Source organism: Sorangium sp. So ce1014 (genome assembly GCF_051521505.1).
GTDB lineage: Bacteria > Myxococcota_A > Polyangia > Polyangiales > Polyangiaceae > Sorangium.
Map to the genome: position 1 here is coordinate 11138903 of NZ_CP150356.1, position 19431 is coordinate 11158333.

Sequence of the window (19431 nt, forward strand, 5' to 3'; positions counted from 1 at the left end):
CCGGCGCGACGCTCACTCGCCGCCCGCCGCCGCGCCGGCCTCCGGCCTGGCGAGCAGCGCATCCAGCTCGGCCTCGCCCCTGTCCTCCGCCCCCCTGCCCCACCGGCGGCGCAGCCACTCGCCCGCGTCGTCGAAGAGCGAGTAGGCCACCGGCACCGCGAGCAGCGTGAGGACCAGGGAGAGCGACTGCCCGCCGAGCACGATGGCCCCCGTCGTCCGGTTCTGGCCCGAGCCGACGCCGTGCGACAGCACGAGCGGGATCATGCCGGCGACGAAGGCGATCGTCGTCATGAGGATCGGCCGGAGCCGGTCCTTGTTCGCCTGCAAGATCGCCTGGAGCCGCGGCATCCCCTCGGCCCGCAGGTGGTTCGTGTGGTCGATCTGGAGGATCGCGTTCTTCTTCACCACGCCGAAGAGGACGAGGAGGCCGAGCCCCGAGAAGAGGTTCAGCGACTGGTCGAAGAGCTTGAGCGAGATCAGCGCGAACGGGACCGTGAGCGGCAGCGAGAGCAAGATCGTGATCGGGTGGAGCCACGACTCGAACTGCGCCGCGAGGATCAGGTACATGAACACGAACGCGAGGCCGATGACGACGACGAAGCTCGTCGCCGTGCTCGCCGTGTTCTTGGAGCTCCCCACCGGCTGCGTGGAGTAGCCCGCCGGCATCTTCTGCTCGGCGATGATCCGGTCGAGCGCCGCCTGCACCTCGGTGTCGCCGACGCCGGGCGCGGCGTTCGCGCTGATCGTGATCTGCCGGCGCCGGCCGAGGCGGCCGATCGACGAGGGCCCGCTGTCGGGCTCCATCGCGACCACGCCGTGGAGCGGGACGGCGCCGTGCTTGGACGAGGGCACCGTCAGGAACGACAGGCTCTCCGCGCCTTCGCGGTGCTTCGCGTCGGCGCGCATGCGGACCTCGTACTGCTCGCCGGCCTCCGAGTACGTCGAGACCTTGAGCCCGCCGACGAAGAGCTGGAGCGCGCCGGCCACGTCGGCCACCTGGACGCCGAGATCCGCGGCGCGGTCGCGATCGATGATCGCGCGGAGCTCGGGCTTGCCGACGACGAGGCTGTTGTCGACGTCCACGGCGCCGGGGACCTTGCGCAGCGCCTCGGTGATGCGCGTCGCGTACTCGCCCAGCCGGTCGAGATCCGGCCCCTGGAGCGCCACCTGGATCCGCGCCGACGACTGGCCCCCGGACGAGATCGCCTGCACCTCGCCGGCCGTGACGCGCAGCTCGGGCGGCAGCTTCGCGAGGATCTCCTCGCGCGCCTCCTGCATGATCTCGAGCTGCCCGAGCGCGCGCTGCTCCGGGTCCACGAGCATCACGTAGATCTTGGCGACGTTTCCGGCCTGCTGCTCCCCCTCCCCGACGGTCATGAGCGTGCTCGTGACGCCCGGGAGCCGGCGCACGTCGTCGGCGATCCGCTCGGCGATGAGGCGGGTCGAGGTGAGGCTCGCCCCCTCCGGCGCGCGCAGGTTGATCTCGAACTGCGCCTGATCGTCCTCCGGGAGGAACCCGGCGGGCAGCGTCCTGGCGATGGGGCCGCACGAGCCGAGCACGGCCACCGACGCGACGACGATCACCCAGCGGCGCCCCATCACCCACGCGAGCGCGGCCATGTAGGCGCGCTCGATCGGCCGGTAGAAGACGCCGACCGCGCGCTCCAGGATCGGCGGCTTCGCGTGCGCGTCCCTTCGCTTGTGCCCCGACAGCCACCGCGCGGCGAGCGAGGGCGTGAGGGAGAAGCTGACGATCAGCGAGACCCCGATGGCGAACGCCATCGTGAGGCCGAAGCTCCTAAGGAAGCGCCCCACCATGCCGGGCATGAACGCGACCGGGATGAAGACCGCCATGAGCGAGAGCGTGGTCGCGAGCACCGCGAGGCCGATCTCCTTCGTCGCCAGGACGGCGGCCGGGAACGGCTTCATCCCCTTCTCGTCGATGTAGCGGACGATGTTCTCGAGCACGACGATGGCGTCGTCGATCACGATGCCGACGGCGAGCGCGAGCGCGAGGAGCGTGAGGAAGTTGAGCGTGAAGCCGGCGATCCACATGACCGCGAACGTCCCGACGACCGAGATCGGGATCGCGAGCGCCGCGATCAGGGTGCTGCGGGCGTTGCCGAGGAAGAGGAGCACCACCACCGCCGCGAGGAGGGCGCCGAGCACGAGGTGCTCCTTCACGGCGGCGATGCCCGTGCGGATCACGCGCGAGCCGTCGCGCACGACCTCGATCTTCGTCCCCTCGGGCAGCGAGCGCTGCACCTCGGCGAGGCGCTCCCTCACGGTGTCGACGACGGTGACGGTGTTCTGGCCTGACTGCTTGACGATGGACAGGAGCACGGTGCGCCGCCGGTCGAGCTGGGCCCACGTCTTCTCCTCGGCGCGACCGTCCTCGACGCGGGCGACGTCCGCGAGGCGCACGGCGTGCCCGTCCTGCTCCCGGAGGACGATGCGGCCGAGGGCCTCGGGCGAGTCGACGCGCCCCATCACGCGGAGCGTGAGGTCCTCGGGGCCGGTCTCGACGCTTCCGCCCGGCGTCATCAGGTTCTGCGCCGCGATCGCGCGCTGCACCTCGGCCGCGGTGATCCCCTGCGCCCGCAGGGCGATCGGGTCGAGCCAGACGTTGATCTGCCGGTTCTGCGCGCCGATCAGGTTGACCTGACCGACGCCGGAGATCCCCTCGATCTGCCGGCGCACCTGCTTGTCGGCGATCTCGCTGAGCTCGCGGATCGGCCGGTCCGACTCGACGGAGACGAGCAGGACCGGGGCCGCGCCGAGGTCGATCCTGCTCACGATCGGCGGATCGACGCCCCTCGGCAGGCTGGGCAGGACAGCGTTGATCTTGTCGCGCACCTCCTGGGCCGCGACGTCGGCGTCCTTCTCCAGCTCGAAGCCGACGACGACCTGGCTCACGCCCTGGGTCGACGTCGAGCGGAGGTCCTCGATGCCGCTGATGGTGTTCACGGCGCCCTCGATCCGGTCCGAGATCTCGGTCTCCACCTCCTCGGGCGCCGCGCCGTCGAGGCGCGTCGTGACGACGACGTACGGGACGTCGATGTTCGGGAACTGGTCGAGGCCGAGCCGGGTGTAGCCGGCGACGCCGAGGACCACGATGACCAGCATGAGGACCGACGCGAAGACCGGCCTCTTGACGCAGACACGGGCGAGCCACTGCATGACGACCTCACTCCACGGCTTGGCCGTTCTGGAGCTCCTCGGACGGCTTCATCACGATCGTGTCGCCCGCGCGGACGCCGCGGAGGACGGCCACGGCGTCGCCCTTCTCCACGCCGATCTGCACGACGCGCTCCTCGATCCGGCGATCGACGACGGCGAACAGGTGCGCGCGCCCCTCCTTCGAGAGGATGGCGGACCGCGGCACCACCGGGCCCGGCGCCTCGCCGGTGGCGAGCGCGATCGACGCGAACATCCCCGGCCGCAGCGCGCCGTCGGGGTCCTGCACCTCGGCCTCGGCGACGAGATCGCGCGTTGTCTCGCGGACCGCGGCGCCGATCCAGCGCACGGTGCCCGGGAACGAGCGCCCCGGGTACGCCGGCACGCTGAAGGTCAGCGCGCCGCCTGTCGTGACGGCGGCGAGGCTCGCCTCCGGCACGGTGAACGAGAGGCGCAGCGCGCCCTTCGAGACGAGCGCGACGACCCGGGAGTCGTGGCGGACGTACTCGCCGACGTCGACGAAGCGCTCGGTGACCCTCCCGTCGAACGGCGCGCGGATCTGGCCGTCGCCGACGCTCTGCGCGGCGGCGCGCGCGCGGGCGGCGGCGGCCGCGACCGAGAGCGGGGCGCTCCGGCACTGGTCGGCGATCCTGTCGTGCTCGACCCCGGAGATCGCGCCGTTCTCGAGCAGCGCCCTGTAGCGGTCGCACTCGCGCTTCGCCGTCTCCTCCTGCGCGCGGGTCAGCGCGGCGTTCGCCTGGGCCTCCGCGGCGGTGAGCGCGGCGGCGCGGACGTCGAGGCGCGCGAGCAGGTCGCCCTTCTTCACCTCGTCGCCGCGCTCGACGAAGGTCTCGAGCACGCGGCCGGCCGCGTTGGCGGCGAGGTCGGTCTGCCGCTCCCCGCGCAGCGTGCCGGTGAGCGCGAGGCTGCGCGGCATGGGCTCCTCGCGCACCGCCGCGGTCTCGACGCGGACCGGCGGCGCGGTCGCCTCGGTCGCGCTCTCGGCGCTGGCCTTGGACGCGCAGCCCGCCGTGGCGGCGGCGAGCGCGGCGAGCGCGGCGAGCAGGAGGAAGCTTTCGGCGCGGCGTTTCGTCGTGGCGTGGTTCAAGGATTCCTCGCTGCGGGATCGGTCACGGGGCGGCCTCGCGCTCGGGCAGAGCACGACGTCGCGCGCGGATAGCGCGCCGCGCCGTCCGCACGTTCCGCCGCCGGCCGGACCTCGGCCTCGCGGCGCGGTCGCGCGGCACCCGATTATCGCAACCGATGGTTGCGGTGGGTATAACACGGCCGGGACCAACCGCAACAATCAGTTGCCATCATCGCAACCAAGAGAGGCGATGGCGGGCCGCGTCATGAAAATTGCGCTGGCGTGCGCCGCGCGGCGGAACTTGAATGGAGGGTCGATGCAGGCGGCGACGGCGAAACGGACGGCGAAGCGGGTCTCCGCGAAGAGGCGTGCGCTCGTGCGCGGCGAGCCGGTCGTGCGCGGCATCCTCGCGGCCGCGCTGGAGGAGCTCGCGAGCGCGGGCTACCGCGCGCTCCGGATCGAGGACGTGGCGACGCGCGCGGGGGTGAACAAGACCACCGTCTACAGGCGCTGGCCGACGAAGGAGGACCTCGTGCGCGCCGCGCTCCTGTCGATCACGGACGAGAAGATCATCCCCCCGAACACGGGCTCGATCCGCGGGGATCTCATCGCGCTCGGGCGCGCGATCATCGAGATCCAGACGTCAGCATTGGGGCAGAGCCTCTTTCACGTGTGCCTCGCGGAGGGCCTCGACTCGGAGCTCATGACCATCGCCCGCTCGTTGCGCGCCGTCCAGGAGGGCGGAATACGGGCGATCGTCGAGAGCGCCGTCGCGCGGGGCGAGCTCGCGCCGAGCGACGAGCCGATGCTCCCGTGCGAGCTCCTCGCGGCTTACCTCAAGCACAAGATGATGGCGGATCGCGCGTGCGTCGACGAGGCCCAGCTCGCGCGCGTCGTCGACGTGATCCTCCTCGGGGTGCTGAGCCCGGCGAGGCGGAAGCAGGTCTGAGCCGGCGGGGCGCGGGGGCGGCGGGTCAGACGGCGAGGGCCTTCCAGCGGCCGCGCGCGAAGGCGACGGCGAGGAGGGCGCTGCGGCAGATCCAGTCGGCGGTGCTGCCCATCCAGACGCCGGCGAGCCCGTGGCCGAGGGTCACCGCGAACAGCCAGGTCCCGCCGACCCGGACGAGCAGCGAGCAGACCAGCGTGACGGCGAGCACGGTCCGGGTGTCGCCGGCGCCGCGGAGCCCCGTCCCCATGACGGTGGCGAACGCCATGAACGGCTGCGCCACGGCGGCCACGGGGAGCGCGCTCTCTCCGAGGGCGAGGAGCTCGGGGTCGCTGGAGAACGCGAGCAGGAGCGGGCGCGGGGCGAGCACGAACAGGACGCCGAACGCGGAGAGGGCGAGGATGGCCATGAGGGCCGCGACGAGCCCGACCCGCGCGGCGTCGCGGGGGCTGCGCGCGCCGAGGCGCTGCGCCATGAGCGCCCCGGCGGCGATGCCGAACCCTTCGGCGGAGAGGAAGCAGACCGACTCGACGGCGATGAGCGCCTGGTTCGCGGCCATCGCGGTGGCGCCGAGCAGCCCGATGATGGCGACGAACCCCGTGTAGCCGGCGTGGTAGACGGAGCGCTCGGCGAACGCCGGCAGCGCGACCCGGAGGACCCGCGCGAGCGCCGCGGCGTTCGCCTGCCGGGCGGCCCGCGCGTCGGCGGCCGGCGCTGCCCGGAGGGGCAGCGGGCTCGAGCGCGACAGCAGCGCCGCGGTGAGCAGCAGCGCCTCGGTCGCCATGGTGCACGCCACGCCGACGGCCGCGCCGCGCACGCCGAGCGCGGGCAGCCCGAGGTGGCCGAAGATCAGGACGGCGCTGACCGCCACGTTGACGACGTTGCCGATCGCGGCCACGGAGAGCGGCGTCCTCGTGTCGCCGACGCCCTGCAGCGCCGACGCCGCGGCGGCCTCGACGAACGCGAACGGCAGGGCCGGCAGCACGATCTCGAGGTACGCGATCGCCTGCTCGACGACCTCGGCGCCGGCGTGCGGGAACAGCGCGCGGAGCAGCGGGCCGCAGGCGACGAGCAGCGGCAGCGCGACCGCCGCCCCGAGCGCGAGCGCGAAGACCAGCGACGCGCGCGCCGCGGCGGCGGCGGCGGCGCGGTCGCCGGCGCCCACGCTGCGCGCGACGACGGCGAGCGTGCCGGCGGAGGTGGCGCTGAAGACGGAGACGATGGTCCACGTGAGCGTCCCGCAGATCTGCATCGAGGCGAGCGCGGTCGTGGAGTAGCGCCCGACCATGCCGCGCCCGACGAGGAAGACCAGCGTCAGCAGCAGCATGTGCGCGATCGCGGGCCAGGCGAGCCGCCACACCTGGCCCGTCAGCGCCGCGTCTTCCGGTTCGCTTGTCACGAGAAGTTCGATCCTCCGGGCTCAGCCGCGCCCCGCCGCCCCGGTGGATATCACCTGCCGAGGTGCGCTCCACCCGACGAGGACGCGAGGCGGGCGAAGGCCGTGCGCCGCGCCGCGCCGGACGGACTGAGCTGGGCGCGGCGACCGGGGTCCGAGCGCGGCGGTCCGGACGGTCTCGGCGCGCGCCGGTCGGCGATGATCCCGAGCCCGCAAGGAGGCGCAGGCGTCCGGCACGCACGCCCTCTACAGTCTACATTTTGTTGCAAATGCAATTAGTATGCATTAATTCGAGCGCGCCGATGCTGAAGAGAGAGGATCTCGACGTGACGCGAAAGCTCCCTGTGACCGTGCTGTCCGGCTTCCTGGGCGCCGGCAAGACCACGCTGCTCAACCACGTCCTCGCGAACCGCGACGCGCTGCGCGTCGCCGTGATCGTCAACGACATGAGCGAGGTCAACGTCGACGCCGCGCTCGTCCGGGGCGGGGGCGCGGCGCTGCGCCGCGTGGAGGAGCGGCTCGTCGAGATGTCGAACGGCTGCATCTGCTGCACGCTCCGGGAGGATCTCCTCGTCGAGGTGGCCCGCCTGGCGGCGGAGGGGCGCTTCGACTACCTGCTGATCGAGTCGACGGGCATCTCGGAGCCGCTCCCGGTCGCCGAGACGTTCACCTTCGACGATCCCGCGACGGGCAAGAGCCTCTCGGAGGTCGCCCGGCTCGACACGCTCGTCACCGTCGTCGACGCGCAGCGGTTCCTCGCGGACTGGACGAGCGCCGACGACCTGCGCGCGCGCGAGGCCGCGCTGGGCGACGACGACGAGCGCACGGTCGCGGATCTGCTCGTCGAGCAGATCGAGTTCGCGAACGTGCTCGTGCTCAACAAGACGGATCTCGTGAGCGATGACGAGGTCGAGCGGCTCACGGCGATGCTCCTGCACCTGAACCCCGGCGCCAGGATCGTCAGGGCCTGCCGCGGCCGGATCGATCCTCGCGAGATCCTCGGCACCGGGCGCTTCGATTTCGAGGCAGCGGCGCGCTCGCCCGGCTGGATGCGGGAGCTGCGCGGCGAGCACGTGCCCGAGACCGAGGCGTACGGCATCGAGAGCTTCGTCTACCGCGCTGACCGCCCGATGCACCCGGAGCGGCTCTGGGCCTTCATCCACGGCGCGGCCGCCTGGGATGGAGTGCTCCGCTCGAAGGGGTTCTTCTGGCTCGCGACCCGCGTGGACATCACGGGCGCCTGGTCGCAGGCGGGCGGCGCCGCCTCGTTCGAGGCGGCGGGCCGCTGGTACGCGGCCCTGCCCGAGGAGCTGCGGTCGGAGGACGACGAGATGGGCGTCGTGTGGCACCCGGTCTGGGGCGACCGGCGGCAGGAGATCGTCTTCATCGGCGTCGACATGACCCGAGAGGCGCTCACGCGCGGCCTCGACGCCTGCTTGCTCACCCCCGAAGAGATGGCCGCGGGCCCCTCCGGCTGGAGCCGGTTCGAGGATCCTTTCCCGGCGTGGCAGGACGAGAGAGAGGAAGAGGAGGAAGAGAGCGGGGCCGAGCCGGCGCAGCTGCTCGTGACTTCTTCATCTGCATCTTCTCCGTCATCGTCCGCTTGTTCTACGTCGTGTAGTAGCAGTGACCGGTCCCCGCAGATGAGACGAGCTTGATGGTATCGCGCACGAGATGCCTCCTTGTAGCCGCTCGGTGGCAGGCCGCGTCCCGCGGCGATGGCGGCGGATCGGCGGGCCTGCTGGATGAAACAGCATTACGCCGATCTGACCGTTCATGCAATTCATTTGCATCAACGGCGCGCTTCATGGCATCGTGATCCATGAGGCTTCATCGCGGCATGGCGGCTCATGTCGCGGCGCCCACGGAATGTGGACATGGTGACCGTCCGTCTGGTGAGGACCTATGTCGGGCCTGGGACGGAGTGGGCAGACGATGCTCGATGCCATCGCGGCGGCCTACGGGCCCGAAGCGTGACGCCGAGATGCTCCTCGCGCCCGGCGACCGGCTGATCCTCGCGAGCAAGGCGCGGCTCGTGCGGGGATCGCTCCTCGGGCCGCGACATCCTGCTCTATCCGGAGCGCGGCATCGCGCTGAACCCGGTGGCTGGGCGGTCGCCGTGCGCCTCGACGGCACGCTCACCGTGGCCGCGATCGCCGCCGAGGTCGCGGCCTCCTTCGCCGCCGCACGGCCGGACGAGGTGGAGCGCGAGCCCGACAAGCACGCGCAGCCCGCCGGCGGCGAGCCTGCGCATCCGCCGCAGGAGATCGTCGACGCACGCCGAGCGTGTCCGGTGATAGCGCTCCTCCGGAGGTGAGCCACGAACGAGCTCACCGAGCCAGACCGCGTCCTTCGTGGGCTTGTGAGGTGGGTCGGACACTCACCGGCGTGAGCGGCCCCTCAGGCTGACCGTTCTTCGGGTCGAACGTCCACGGTCAGCTCCACGCGTACTCCCGATGAAACCCCTTGATCGCAGTCAGGGTCAAGAGCCCCTTCCCCTCGAAGAACCGCTCATACAGATCGCTGTAGGGGCTCCGGTCGACGGTTTTGTCCTTCAGTCCGAAGCACCATTCGGCGTTCAAGTCGAGGACCTCGTCGTAGCGAGGCACGTCCAGGCGCACCCGGCGGCGAAGCTGACCGGAAATGTCGAGAGGCTCCAGAACCTGCCGCGAGCTCGCAGGGAGCAACCCGCTGAAGAACTCCGAGGAGCATCCGGAGCCGTACGAGAACATCCCCACACGACTGCTGGCTTCGATGTGAGCGCTCGCGATGACGCCGCACAGGGCAAGGAAGACCGTACCCGCGTAGATGTTCCCGACCTCGGTGCAATAATGGAGCGATGGAGCCACCCGCTTACGGAAATCCGCCTCGATCTCCTCGGAGCTCGCGCCCCGCAACCGGCGCATCATGCGCCGGTGCGCGCCCTTGACCATCCCCGCGAACGGGGTGTGGAAGGCGAAGTAGTCGAAGGTATTGCAGAAGTCGGCCCCCTCCACATGGCTCGCGTATTCCTTGAAGCTCTTCTCGAGGCAGTCCAGATAGGAGAGCAGGGAGAGATCGGGATCCCCGGTTTCCAGCTCGGCCATGGGCCGGCACACGTCCATGACTTCATAGCTGTGGCGACCGCTGGCGCCGGGGTCGATTTCCAGCAGCTTCGGGCGATCGCTGACCAGGATGGCGACCGCGCCCGCAGCCTGTGTGGGCTCCGCGTAGGTGTCCCTGGCGACCGCGCGGGCGATGTCCGTGCAGATCACGAGGACCTTCGACCCCGGTGAAAAGCCCGAGCCCGCTATGGCGCAGGCCACTTGCAGGGAAGCAGCCCCCGCGTAACACGCCTGCTTTATCTCCATGAGCCGGCAGTTGGGATGGAGGCCGAGCCAGTCGTGGATGTACGTGCTGAGCGATTTCCCGAAGTCGACAGGCGACTCGGTGACCGTGATCACCGTCTCGATCCGGTTCCGCTCCTCGAGCGTCAAGCGATCGATGATCGGCTTTGCTGCGTTGACGCCATAGGAAACGGCGTCCTCGCAGGGCAGCGCGACCGACTTCTTGTTCATGTTCAGGTTGTCAAGGCGGCCGAGGTCGAGCCCCCTCGCCTCGAACATGTCTTTGACGGAGACGTAGGTTGGGCCCGCGTAGAGGTTGATCGCTTCGATCCCGACCCTTGTATTTCGCATAGGTTTCCCGCTCGACGTGCTGTCTTTCGGCGCGCCCCGACGTGCGGCGCGATCTGAGGAGAACGATGCTTTACCAAAGAGCGTCCTGCGATGAAGGGAGGCGCTCGTGACGGCTCGCGGACACGGTCTGGAACCCCCTGCCCGCCCGGCTCGTCACGATCGGACAGCCCCGCGGGAGCGCACATCGATCGCGGGGCTGCCCTGGTCCGCCGACGCGGCCTGCGCGGCGCGATGCTTGGGAGGGAGCGAGACGCGCTGGGGCGCGATCGGCGCCGACGCGAGCGGCTGGAGAGCCGTCTCCTTCGGCCTCAGCCGAACGGGCTGCCGGGCGATCGGCGTCGGCGCGTCGACCTCGGCGGCCGCTGGGGTCGACGCCGGCGGGATGAGCTCCCGTGCAGCGCGTACCGGCGGCGGACCTGCCGACGCCGCAGGCGCGCCACGCCGAAGACCCGCTTTTTCAAGGCGCGACCGGATCTGGTCCCGCGCCTCCGGGCTGGCGAGCACGCGGCGCCGCATCTCGTTCTCCGCATCGACCACCCGCGGCAGCGCGGCGAGCTTTCGACCGGCCAGCTCTCGCTTCAGCACGACGAGCGCCTCCCGCGGCTTCTCCGCCAGCCGGCGCGCGATCGCCAGCGCCTCCGCCCGGACCTCCGCCATCGGCCGCACGGCGAGCGACACCCCGCGGTCGCGCAGCTCGCGGCCCGTATACGATCTGCCGAGGTACATCATCTCGGTCGCGAGCGGACCGCCGAGCTGCTCCCTCAAGATGAACGTGGCGCCCAAGCCGGGCGTGAGCCCGTAGTCTATGAAGTTCGCGCTGTAGATACCCTCTTCCGCCAGCACGACCACGTCAGCGTAGAGCCCGAAACAGAGGCCAGCACCCTCCGCCTGGCCCTGCATGGCGGCGATGACCGGCACCTCGCAGCGCAGGAGCCCCCCGCAGAGGAACGAGAGATCCGGGGACCTCGTGCCCCCGTCCGCCGCGTCGAGGAGCCCCGCTTCGGTGCTCCCCTTGAGGAACACGTCGTCTCGTCCGGTCAGCACGACGACCTTGATCTCCGGCCGTCCGGCGATTTCCTGGAAGCGCGCGAGCAGCGCGAGCACCAAGCCCTCGGAGAGGGCGTTGTCATGCGCGGGATCGTCGATCTCCACCCAGGCGCTCGCCCCGTCGATGAGCCGCAGGATCACCTCGTCGCCCCGGTTCGCCTGGGCCCGCCGCCCCCACTCCGTCGATGCCATGGCCGCGCCGCTCGTGGGGCTCAGGATGTGGGGGTTGTCTCGCGAGCGGTTATCGATCGCGGTCAAAGCCTGCTTCCCGTGGTGTAGATCCGGCATGGGCGCTCTTCTTTGTGGGCTGCTCGTGGTGTCGAACTCAGCCGATAGGCCTGAGGCCTACACGGCGCCTGCCAGCAGTCGTCCAACGGCGCTCGCCGGATCGGTGAGGGCCTTGACGGTGAACATGTCTGCGATCCTTACGCCGTCGCGGCGGCGGTACAGGGTCGACCAGATCCGCAGGCGGTCCGTGCCGTAGAGCTCCAGCTTTCGGAGCTGGAAGGTGAGCTCGTCTCCCGCGTCCGCGTTCCCGTAGTAGTAGACATCGCGGGCAACCGGCGAGATCTCGAACGCGGACTCAGTCGCGCACCCTGCGTGACTCAAACGCTCGTTGAGGACGAGACGCTCGCACACGTCGTGGATCCGGGGATAGGAGGCGAAATAGAGCAGGTTGGCTCCGTTGAGGTCGTGGTAGGGGTTCACCACGTAGTGACGCGAATCCAGGACGTGGTCGGCCCAGTCGAACGTCGCCCCCCCGAGCTCCAGCACGGTGTCTTGGACCGGCTCCATGGCCTCCAGCGCGAGCCGCTTGATCTTCTGATACCCCTGCCCAAACGGCGGCAAGATCGAATGGCTGAAGCCGCGCGAGCGCTCGATCTGCTGGGGCGTCGCTCGGGCCAGGCTCTTGTTGTCGGTGGTTCGCGTGATGAAGACGGTGGCCATCTCGACCCGAACCTCGCCAGCGGCCCCGAGGAAGGTCAGCTCGCTGAAGAAGCGCTTGTCGCCGAACCGGCTCAGCGCGCCGGTGGCGGTGAGGGTCTCGTTCTCAGCGTACCGGGCCAAGGGCACGGTGCTCTCCATCCGGAGCCGCATGAAGCTGGCGTAGAGCCGCTCGCCCTCGCGGTCGGCGAGCTGCCCCGACGGCACGCCCAGGTCGGAACAGAGCATGCGCCAGTGGATGTCGCCAGCCTCCTTCATGAACCATCGCTCGGACAGCCCTCCGAACAACATCTGGGGCATGCCCAGGGTGTAGGTGGCTCGAAAGTCAGCGCCCTGGGGCGAGAGCGCCTGCGGCCCGGTCGACGGCTGGTTGGCTGCGGAAACATTCGGATCCATGGTAACGCTCGTCTGTAGAGTCCCGGTGTCAAGCACCCCTTGGCCGAGATGGCCGCGTGCCTGGTTTGAGGAGGATCGCTGGGAAAGTACGGATTGGCGCTCGCGGTCACCGTGCTCGCGGCGACCCTGGCCGGTTTCCCTCCCACGGGAATGTTCCATGGAGGACGAAGTTTTCGATCGCACTGCGGACCTCGGGGTCGTTCATGGCCCGGTCGGTCTCCTGCATCGCGCGGGCTTCATGGGCCTCTGCAATTCCTGCGATATCGCTGAAGTAGCGCTTGATGCGACCCATTGTGCTCGGCTTAAGGCGGGCGACCTTCAGCCGCAACCGGCGCAGGACCTCGTCGGGTCGCTCTGAGACCTCGTCCACCAGGCCGATCTCGAGCGCTTGGGAGGCGGTCAGATTCTCTGTCGTCAAGCACATCCGCTTGGTCTGTTGCAGACCGATGCGGCGCATCATATGCAGGCCCACGCAGGCTGGAACCAACCCCCATAGCGCTTCGGGGAGGCCGAAGGTCGAGCGCGGCGTGGCGATGGCGATGTCGCTGGCAGCCACGAAGCCGAGCCCGCCGGCGCGGACCTGGCCGTCCACACTGGCTACGACCATCGCGGGGAGCGAGGCGAGCCGGCGCAGCGCGTTCATGTAGGGCGCCGAGCCCTCCGGTCCGCCACGCTCAATCCCTTCCTCGAAGTCGAGGCCGGTCGAGAAGTATCCCCCCTGGCCCTCCAGCACGACCATCCGACACGACGGATCCTGCTGCGCCTGGTCGAGGGCGCAACCCAGCTCGTGCAAGAGGCGGGAGTTGAAGCTGTTCCGTTGCTCCGCCCGATCGAAGATGAGCGTCCGGTGGCCCTCGGCGACATGGATTCGCAGCGTTTGATAGCTCATCTTGAACGCCCCGCTAGGCTGTATCCGACGACCTGCTGGGCGGCCCGATCCTCCGTCGAGCTCGCCCGAAGTATTCCTAGGGCACCGATCACGTTGATCAAGCGAGAAATGAACCGCCAAGACACCAAGGACGCCAAGAGTGTTCTCCGTTCTTGGCGTCCTTGGCGCCTTGGCAGTTCAAAGCTCTGCGCTTTTCAGGCAGTTTCAACCCGTTTGTCGCTCTAGGCCCGGGGCGCTCGCGACGTTCGTCAGAGAGAGCCCAGAGCGTGATGCTTAGCCCGAACGCGCCCGGTACAGCAGATCGACGAGGCCGTCGAGGTCGCGGACCTTCCCGAGCTCCACCAGCGGAATGTCGACGCCGAGCTCGTCCTTGAGCGATGTTGCGATGTCAGCGCGGTCGACCGAGTCGGCGCCGAGATCCTTCAAGGTCGCGTTGGGCAGAATCCGGTCCTGCGTGACGCTGGGGATTACGCTGACGATATGCTTCTTCAACAGAGTAAAGATTTCCTCCCGCGTCATACCGGTCCTTTCAACCTTCCAGCCGTTCGAGTCCGGCAGGAATTTCAATTTCAGAGGAGGACGGGCCCGGAGCACCCAGATCCATCCGCCCGACGGCATAAGCTCAATGATGGGTTCCCGATCCTCATCGCTGTCCAGACGACCTCGCCGAGCGCCATCCCGAGCTCATCGATCGGCGACCTTCAAGAGTTGCTTGCCCCGGTTCTCTCCCGAGAACAGGCGGCGCAGCGCCTTCGGCGCGTTCTCCAGCCCCTCCTGGATATCGACTTGATCCTTGATCTGCCCCGCCGCAAGCCACGCGCCGAGATCCTTCACGGCCTCACCGAAGCGCGCGACATAGTCGAGGACGACAAACCCCTCCATCCTGCCCCGCTGGAGGATGAGATTGGTATAGTTCTTGAACATGCACGAGGGCTCCGTGGCGCCATAGCCGGCCATGGTGCCGCAGAGCACCACCCGCCCTCGAAAGGCGAGCGTCGCGAGGGCGGCGTCGAGGATCTGGCCACCTACGTTGTCGAAATAGACATCAATGCCCTTCGGGCAGAGCTCCCTGAGCCGGGCACGCACGTCCTGGGACTTGTAGTCGATCGCCGCGGTGAAGCCGGCCTCTCGGATGAGCCATGCGCATTTCTCCGCCCCGCCAGCGATGCCGATCACGCGACAGCGCTTGATCCTGGCGATCTGTCCGGCGACCGATCCCGTCGCGCCGGCAGCGGCGGAGACGACCACCGTCTCCCCCTCCACGAGGCGCCCGACATCGAGCAGCCCGAAGTACGCGGTGAGCCCGTTGAGCCCGAGCGTGCTCAGCGACCGCGTGATCGGCATGCCCGGCGGGAGCTTGGTGACCGCCCCGGGGACCGTGGCGTCCACCAGCGCATAATCCTGCCAGCCGAACAGGCCTTGCGCCAGATCGCCGCGAGCAAAGCCCGGATGCGTGGAGGCCTCGACGCGCGCCACGGCGAGGGAACGCATGACATCGCCGATGCGGACAGCGGGCAGATAGGTGTCCTGCGCCATCCATCCGCGCTGGGTCGGATCGACCGAGAGATAAAGATTGCGGAGCAGGAGCTGGCCGCCCGTCGTGAGCGTGGGGACGGGCTCCTCGGTCCAGCGAAAGAGACGCTCGTCGACGGGTCCGGTGGGGCGTGCTGCCAAGCGCCACTGCCGGTTTACACCTTGTGTCACAAGTGGCTCCTCCGGTCCCTGCTACCACCTGGTCACGGATGCGTCAACGACAAATGAAAAGCTGACTCCTGGAATGGGCGTCCGACAGTCCCCCACCGCATGATGATCTGTTGGCGACTGCCCTTGTCGTCTGAAATCGGCAATCGACTCGTGCCGGAAACCTTGTAGCGCAGCGTCAAGGAGACCGAATTTATCTAAGTCAAAAAATTTCGATCGGAGCGTCGTCGACACGCTCCCGTAACCCGGAGAATGCGACATCGTGACCGCGCCCGGGTCGCTCGGCTTTGCTTGTCGGACTGACCAGCCCATGTTAACAGAGGAGCGCTGAATGCGCCGCGCGCAATGGACGGACAACGCACCGGAAGAGGCGCGCACAAGACTCATGGTGCAGGTCGCGGTTGCTAGAGGACACGATCGAAGAGCTGAAGCGGTCTTTTTTCCGCAGAAAGCGGCTCATCGACGCCGACGAGGAGGTCGGAGCGGCGCAGCCTGCCGGCGCGCGGAGCTCGGGATCGAGCTGCACCGCGGCCATCGCGCGGGGGTCCTCAGTCCCATGACAGGGAACGGAGAACCATTGCGAGGTGCGGCGCCAACGCGCGGGTGCGGCGCCTCTCCGGGCGAACGGAACCCTCTCGATGACCGCAGCGCGCGGGCTGCGGCGATCCTCAGGCGGTCGAAGGTTACGCCATGAACAACGTTCACGATCTATCTGCGTCCCAGAGCGCAAGCCTCTGGTTCCTCGGCCGACACGCGCGCCCGCAGGCGCGCCTCCGGCTCTTCTGCTTCCCCTACGCAGGCAAGGGCGCCTCGGTATACCTCAGGTGGGCAGGGGAGCTGCCCGATAGCGTGGACGTGCTCGCGGTTCAGCTGCCCGGGCGCGAGGGTCGCGTCAAGGAGAAGCCTGCCGAGCGGCTCATGCCGCTGGTGGACGAGCTCGTCGGGGCCATCGCCCCGCTGCTCGATCGACCGTTCGCGCTCTTCGGCCACAGCATGGGGACGCTGCTCGCCTTCGAGGTCGCCCGAAAGCTCCGCGCGCGCCACGGCAAGGAGCCCGTGCACCTGTTCGTGTCGGGCCGCGGTGCGCCGCACGTGCCCCGCCGGACGCCGGATCTGCACAGGCTCTCGGACGCGCAGCTCGTCACCGCGCTGCAGGGCACCTACGGGGGCATTCCCGACGTCGTGCGAGAGGATGTCGGCCTACTTCAGCTGTTCCTGCCGGCGCTGCGCGCCGACCTGGCCATGCTGGAGACGTACGTGTTCCAGCCCGGCGCAAAGCTCCGCTGCCCGATCAGCGCCCTCGGCGGCGATCGCGACCCGCACGCCAACGTTCAGGATCTGCGCGCGTGGGGCGAGCAGACCGAAGCGTCGTTCCGGCTCCGGATGCTCGAAGGGGATCACTTCTTCGTGAACAGCGCGCGGGCGGAGGTCCTGCAATCGATCGTGGCGGATCTGGGCCCGCTCCACGGCGGCGGGGTAGCCTCTCCCGGCGTGAACGGAGCGGCGGAGCGAGGGCATCCAGCGGTGCACCGAGAGACCAAGATCGTCGTGTTCCCGGGGCAGGGATCCCAGCGCAAGGGGATGGGGAAGGATCTCTTCGACGCGTATCCGAAGCATGTGGCGGAAGCCGATGAGATCCTCGGCTACTCGGTTCGCAGGCTGTGCCTCGACGACCCGGGGCGCGAGCTCAGCCTGACGAAGTACACGCAACCCGCCCTGTTCGTGGTGAACGCGCTCTCGTACCTCGCGCGCCTCGACAGGGGCGAAGCGCCGCCCGACGTCGTCGCCGGCCACAGCCTCGGCGAGTACAATGCGCTCTTCGCGGCTGGGGTGTTCGACTTCGCCACCGGCGTCCGCCTCGTGCAGCGGCGCGGCGAGCTGATGAGCCAGGCCAAGGAGGGGGCGATGGCTGCGGTGATCGGCCTGTCGCCCGAGCGGATCCGCGAGTTGCTCGACGCCGCCGGTCTCCATGGGGTCGACATCGCGAACCTGAACACCTCGCGCCAGACGGTGATCGGCGGGCCGGCGGCCGACCTCAAACAGGCGGGCCCGCTCTTCATCGAGGCGGGCGCCCGTTACGTGCCGCTGAACGTGAGCGCGGCGTTTCACACGCGGTACATGCAACCTACGCAGCGGGTGTTCGGGGAATTCCTCGAACGCTTTCGCTTCGCGCCGCCGCGGATCCCGGTGATCTCCAACGACGCGGCGCGCCGCTACCCCGACGACGAGGGCTCGATCCGCGCCCACCTCACGCGCCAGATCGCCAGCCCCGTACGCTGGTACGAGACGGTTTCGCACCTGCTCACCTGCCCGGAAGCCCAGTTCGAGGAGGTCGGCCCGGGGAACGTCCTTACCCGCACGATCGACGAAATCCGCGCGGCGCCGCTACCGGTCGAGCCCTTTCCCGCTCGCGCGGTCGCCGAGCCGCGCAAGGAGCCGCTTGCGGCCGAGTCCCTCGTCCGCGCAGAGCCGCTCCGCGCAGAGCCGCCGCGCAAGGAGCCGCTTGCGGCCGAGTCCCTCGTCCGCGCAGAGCCGCTCCGCGCAGAGCCGCCGCGCAAGGAGCCGCTTGCGGCCGAGTCCCTCGTCCGCGCAGAGCCGCCGCGCGCCAGCGCCGCAGCGGCGACGCTCCAGCCTCGGCCGCCGCGCGACGGCGTCGTTTTCCTCTATACAGGCCAGGGCTCGCAGTACTTCGGGATGGGCGCCGAGTTCTACGAGAAAGAGGCGACCTTCCGCGCCGCCATCGAGCGATGCTCCGCGCTGGCTGCACCCCTCCTCGGCCGCTCGCTGGTGGACATTCTGTACCGGAGCGCCGGTCCGTTCCAACCCTTCGACCGGGTGCTCCACTCGAACCCAGCGATGCTCGCCATCGGCTATGCGCTGACCCAGACCCTCGAGGCGCGCGGCGTGCGCCCCGACGTCGTGCTCGGGTACGGCGTCGGCGAGCACACGGCGGCGGTGGTCGCGGGCGCGCTCAGCCTGGAAGACGGCCTCGCGCTGGCGATCGAGCAGGCGCGCCTCCTCGAGGAACGCGCACGCCCGGGCGCGATGCTCGCGGTCTTCGACAGCCACGAGCTCATGGAGCGCCACGCGTCGATATTCTCCGACTGCGAGCTCGCCGGCATCAGCTTCCAGAGGCACTTCGTCGTCAGCGGCCCCGCGCCCGAGGTCGCCGAGGCCGCCAGGAAGTTGAAGGCGCTCGGTATCGTCACCTTCCTCTTGCCGATTGGCTATGCCCTGCACTCGTCGTGGATGGACAGCATCGAGGCGCCGTTTCGCCGCTTCGCGAGCCGGCTCACGCTGAAGCCCCCGCGCGTCGCGATCTTCTCGACCGCAGCCGGCAGCTGGCTGGACGCGGTGGACGCCGATAGCCTGTGGCGAGCGTGCCGGGCGCAGGCCTTGTTCCCGCGCGCCGTCGACGCCCTCGAGGCCCATGGCGTCCGCGCATACGTGGATGTCGGCCCTTCGGGCACGCTGTCGAGCTTCATCAAGCACAAGCTCGGCGACGAGCGGCGCGTTCTGACGCTGGCTACCCGTTTCGGCGCGCGCTTGAGCTCCCTGGATACGGTATCCGTCGCGACCGCATCGAGGCCGTAGCGCCGGATCCTGCGCGGCGGCGGCGGCTCGCGACCGCGCCCGCCGCGCCTCGATTCGAGGTTGTTGATTGCGTCGGATCGGGATACAACGAGCGACACTTCGCTAGAACGGAGCTGATTCCATGTCGAAGCAGGCAACATTCGATGATGCAGAGGTGTCGAGAGTCCTGGTGGGCCTGTGGGAGTGCCACCGGGAGATCAATCACGGGGTGCTCTGGAAATACTTTTCGGAGTTCTACGCCGACGGCAGGTGCCGCAACTGGGGGACCGCCGAGCGCGACGGGGTCGCCAACCATTTCGAGAACAGCGGCACCTGGCGCTTCGAGGGAGGGAAGCTGTTTTACAAGGTGGAGCAGTCCACCATCAAGGAGATCATCGGCAGGGAGCTGGTCGATCCGCTCCTCTCCCTCCAAGAGGACGAGGTCATCTGGCAGAACACCCAGGGCGATCAGGTGGTGCTTCGACGGCTCAAGAGCTAGGGCGCGTCCGCGGACCGTCGCGAGGGTCCGAGCCCAGGGAGCGCGAGCGAGGAACACTCACAGGATTTCGTCAGACAGCGCGAAGCGGACGCTGGGGT

General features: G+C 69.4%; 14 protein-coding genes and 1 pseudogene. 5 read left to right on the forward strand and 10 right to left on the reverse strand.

The window, feature by feature from the left end; all coding sequences use genetic code 11:
• Window positions 1-12: 12 nt before the first annotated feature.
• Window positions 13-3180 carry an efflux RND transporter permease subunit gene (locus WME75_RS42235; RefSeq protein WP_437483034.1) on the reverse strand — a complete coding sequence of 1056 codons (3168 nt, stop codon included), beginning with the start codon at window positions 3178-3180 and terminating at the stop codon, window positions 13-15.
• A 7-nt stretch (window positions 3181-3187) separates the two neighbouring features.
• Window positions 3188-4285 carry an efflux RND transporter periplasmic adaptor subunit gene (locus tag WME75_RS42240; protein ID WP_437483036.1) on the reverse strand — a complete coding sequence of 366 codons (1098 nt, stop codon included), beginning with the start codon at window positions 4283-4285 and terminating at the stop codon, window positions 3188-3190.
• A gap of 244 nt (window positions 4286-4529) precedes the next feature.
• Between WME75_RS42240 and WME75_RS42245 the strand changes: the two genes are divergently transcribed.
• The gene (locus tag WME75_RS42245) at window positions 4530-5213 is read left to right on the forward strand and encodes a TetR/AcrR family transcriptional regulator (protein WP_437483038.1); all 684 of its coding nucleotides are present in this window, start codon (window positions 4530-4532) and stop codon (window positions 5211-5213) included.
• A gap of 25 nt (window positions 5214-5238) precedes the next feature.
• On the opposite strand, the gene WME75_RS42250 is transcribed toward WME75_RS42245, so the two are convergent.
• On the reverse strand, window positions 5239-6609 hold the full coding sequence (locus tag WME75_RS42250) for an MATE family efflux transporter (RefSeq protein ID WP_437483044.1): 1371 nt from the start codon (window positions 6607-6609) through the stop codon (window positions 5239-5241).
• A 299-nt stretch (window positions 6610-6908) separates the two neighbouring features.
• On the opposite strand from WME75_RS42250, the pseudogene zigA reads away from it, so the two are divergent.
• Window positions 6909-8144: pseudogene (gene zigA / locus WME75_RS42255) on the forward strand (zinc metallochaperone GTPase ZigA); the annotation flags it as partial.
• A gap of 339 nt (window positions 8145-8483) precedes the next feature.
• Window positions 8484-8618 carry a DUF1826 domain-containing protein gene (locus WME75_RS42260; RefSeq protein ID WP_437483047.1) on the forward strand — a complete coding sequence of 45 codons (135 nt, stop codon included), beginning with the start codon at window positions 8484-8486 and terminating at the stop codon, window positions 8616-8618.
• 59 nt (window positions 8619-8677) lie between these two features.
• On the opposite strand, the gene WME75_RS42265 is transcribed toward WME75_RS42260, so the two are convergent.
• The 7 genes from WME75_RS42265 to WME75_RS42295 all read right to left on the reverse strand — a co-directional run bounded on the left by WME75_RS42265 (window position 8678) and on the right by WME75_RS42295 (window position 15264).
• Complete coding sequence (locus WME75_RS42265; protein ID WP_437483049.1) at window positions 8678-8986, reverse strand: hypothetical protein; 309 nt, start codon at window positions 8984-8986, stop codon at window positions 8678-8680.
• 55 nt (window positions 8987-9041) lie between these two features.
• Window positions 9042-10283, reverse strand: coding sequence for a hydroxymethylglutaryl-CoA synthase family protein (locus WME75_RS42270; RefSeq protein WP_437483051.1), 1242 nt, complete (start codon window positions 10281-10283; stop codon window positions 9042-9044).
• A gap of 153 nt (window positions 10284-10436) precedes the next feature.
• Window positions 10437-11618 (reverse strand): polyketide synthase, encoded by a 1182-nt coding sequence (locus WME75_RS42275; RefSeq protein ID WP_437483053.1) that lies wholly within the window; start codon window positions 11616-11618, stop codon window positions 10437-10439.
• A gap of 57 nt (window positions 11619-11675) precedes the next feature.
• Window positions 11676-12830, reverse strand: a complete 1155-nt coding sequence (locus WME75_RS42280) for a Pnap_2097 family protein (RefSeq protein ID WP_437483055.1) — start codon at window positions 12828-12830, stop codon at window positions 11676-11678.
• On the reverse strand, window positions 12778-13560 hold the full coding sequence (locus tag WME75_RS42285) for an enoyl-CoA hydratase-related protein (RefSeq protein ID WP_437483056.1): 783 nt from the start codon (window positions 13558-13560) through the stop codon (window positions 12778-12780). Before WME75_RS42285 ends, WME75_RS42280 begins: the two co-directional genes overlap by 53 nt.
• 273 nt (window positions 13561-13833) lie before the next feature.
• Window positions 13834-14127: a phosphopantetheine-binding protein gene (locus WME75_RS42290; RefSeq protein WP_437483058.1), complete on the reverse strand. Its 294-nt coding sequence runs from the start codon at window positions 14125-14127 to the stop codon at window positions 13834-13836.
• A 117-nt stretch (window positions 14128-14244) separates the two neighbouring features.
• Window positions 14245-15264 (reverse strand): NADP-dependent oxidoreductase, encoded by a 1020-nt coding sequence (locus tag WME75_RS42295; RefSeq protein WP_437483060.1) that lies wholly within the window; start codon window positions 15262-15264, stop codon window positions 14245-14247.
• A gap of 687 nt (window positions 15265-15951) precedes the next feature.
• Between WME75_RS42295 and fabD the strand changes: the two genes are divergently transcribed.
• On the forward strand, window positions 15952-18855 hold the full coding sequence (gene fabD / locus WME75_RS42300) for an ACP S-malonyltransferase (protein WP_437483062.1): 2904 nt from the start codon (window positions 15952-15954) through the stop codon (window positions 18853-18855).
• Between the two features lie 154 nt (window positions 18856-19009).
• Window positions 19010-19333 carry a hypothetical protein gene (locus WME75_RS42305; protein ID WP_437483064.1) on the forward strand — a complete coding sequence of 108 codons (324 nt, stop codon included), beginning with the start codon at window positions 19010-19012 and terminating at the stop codon, window positions 19331-19333.
• The last annotated feature ends 98 nt before the right edge of the window (window positions 19334-19431 follow it).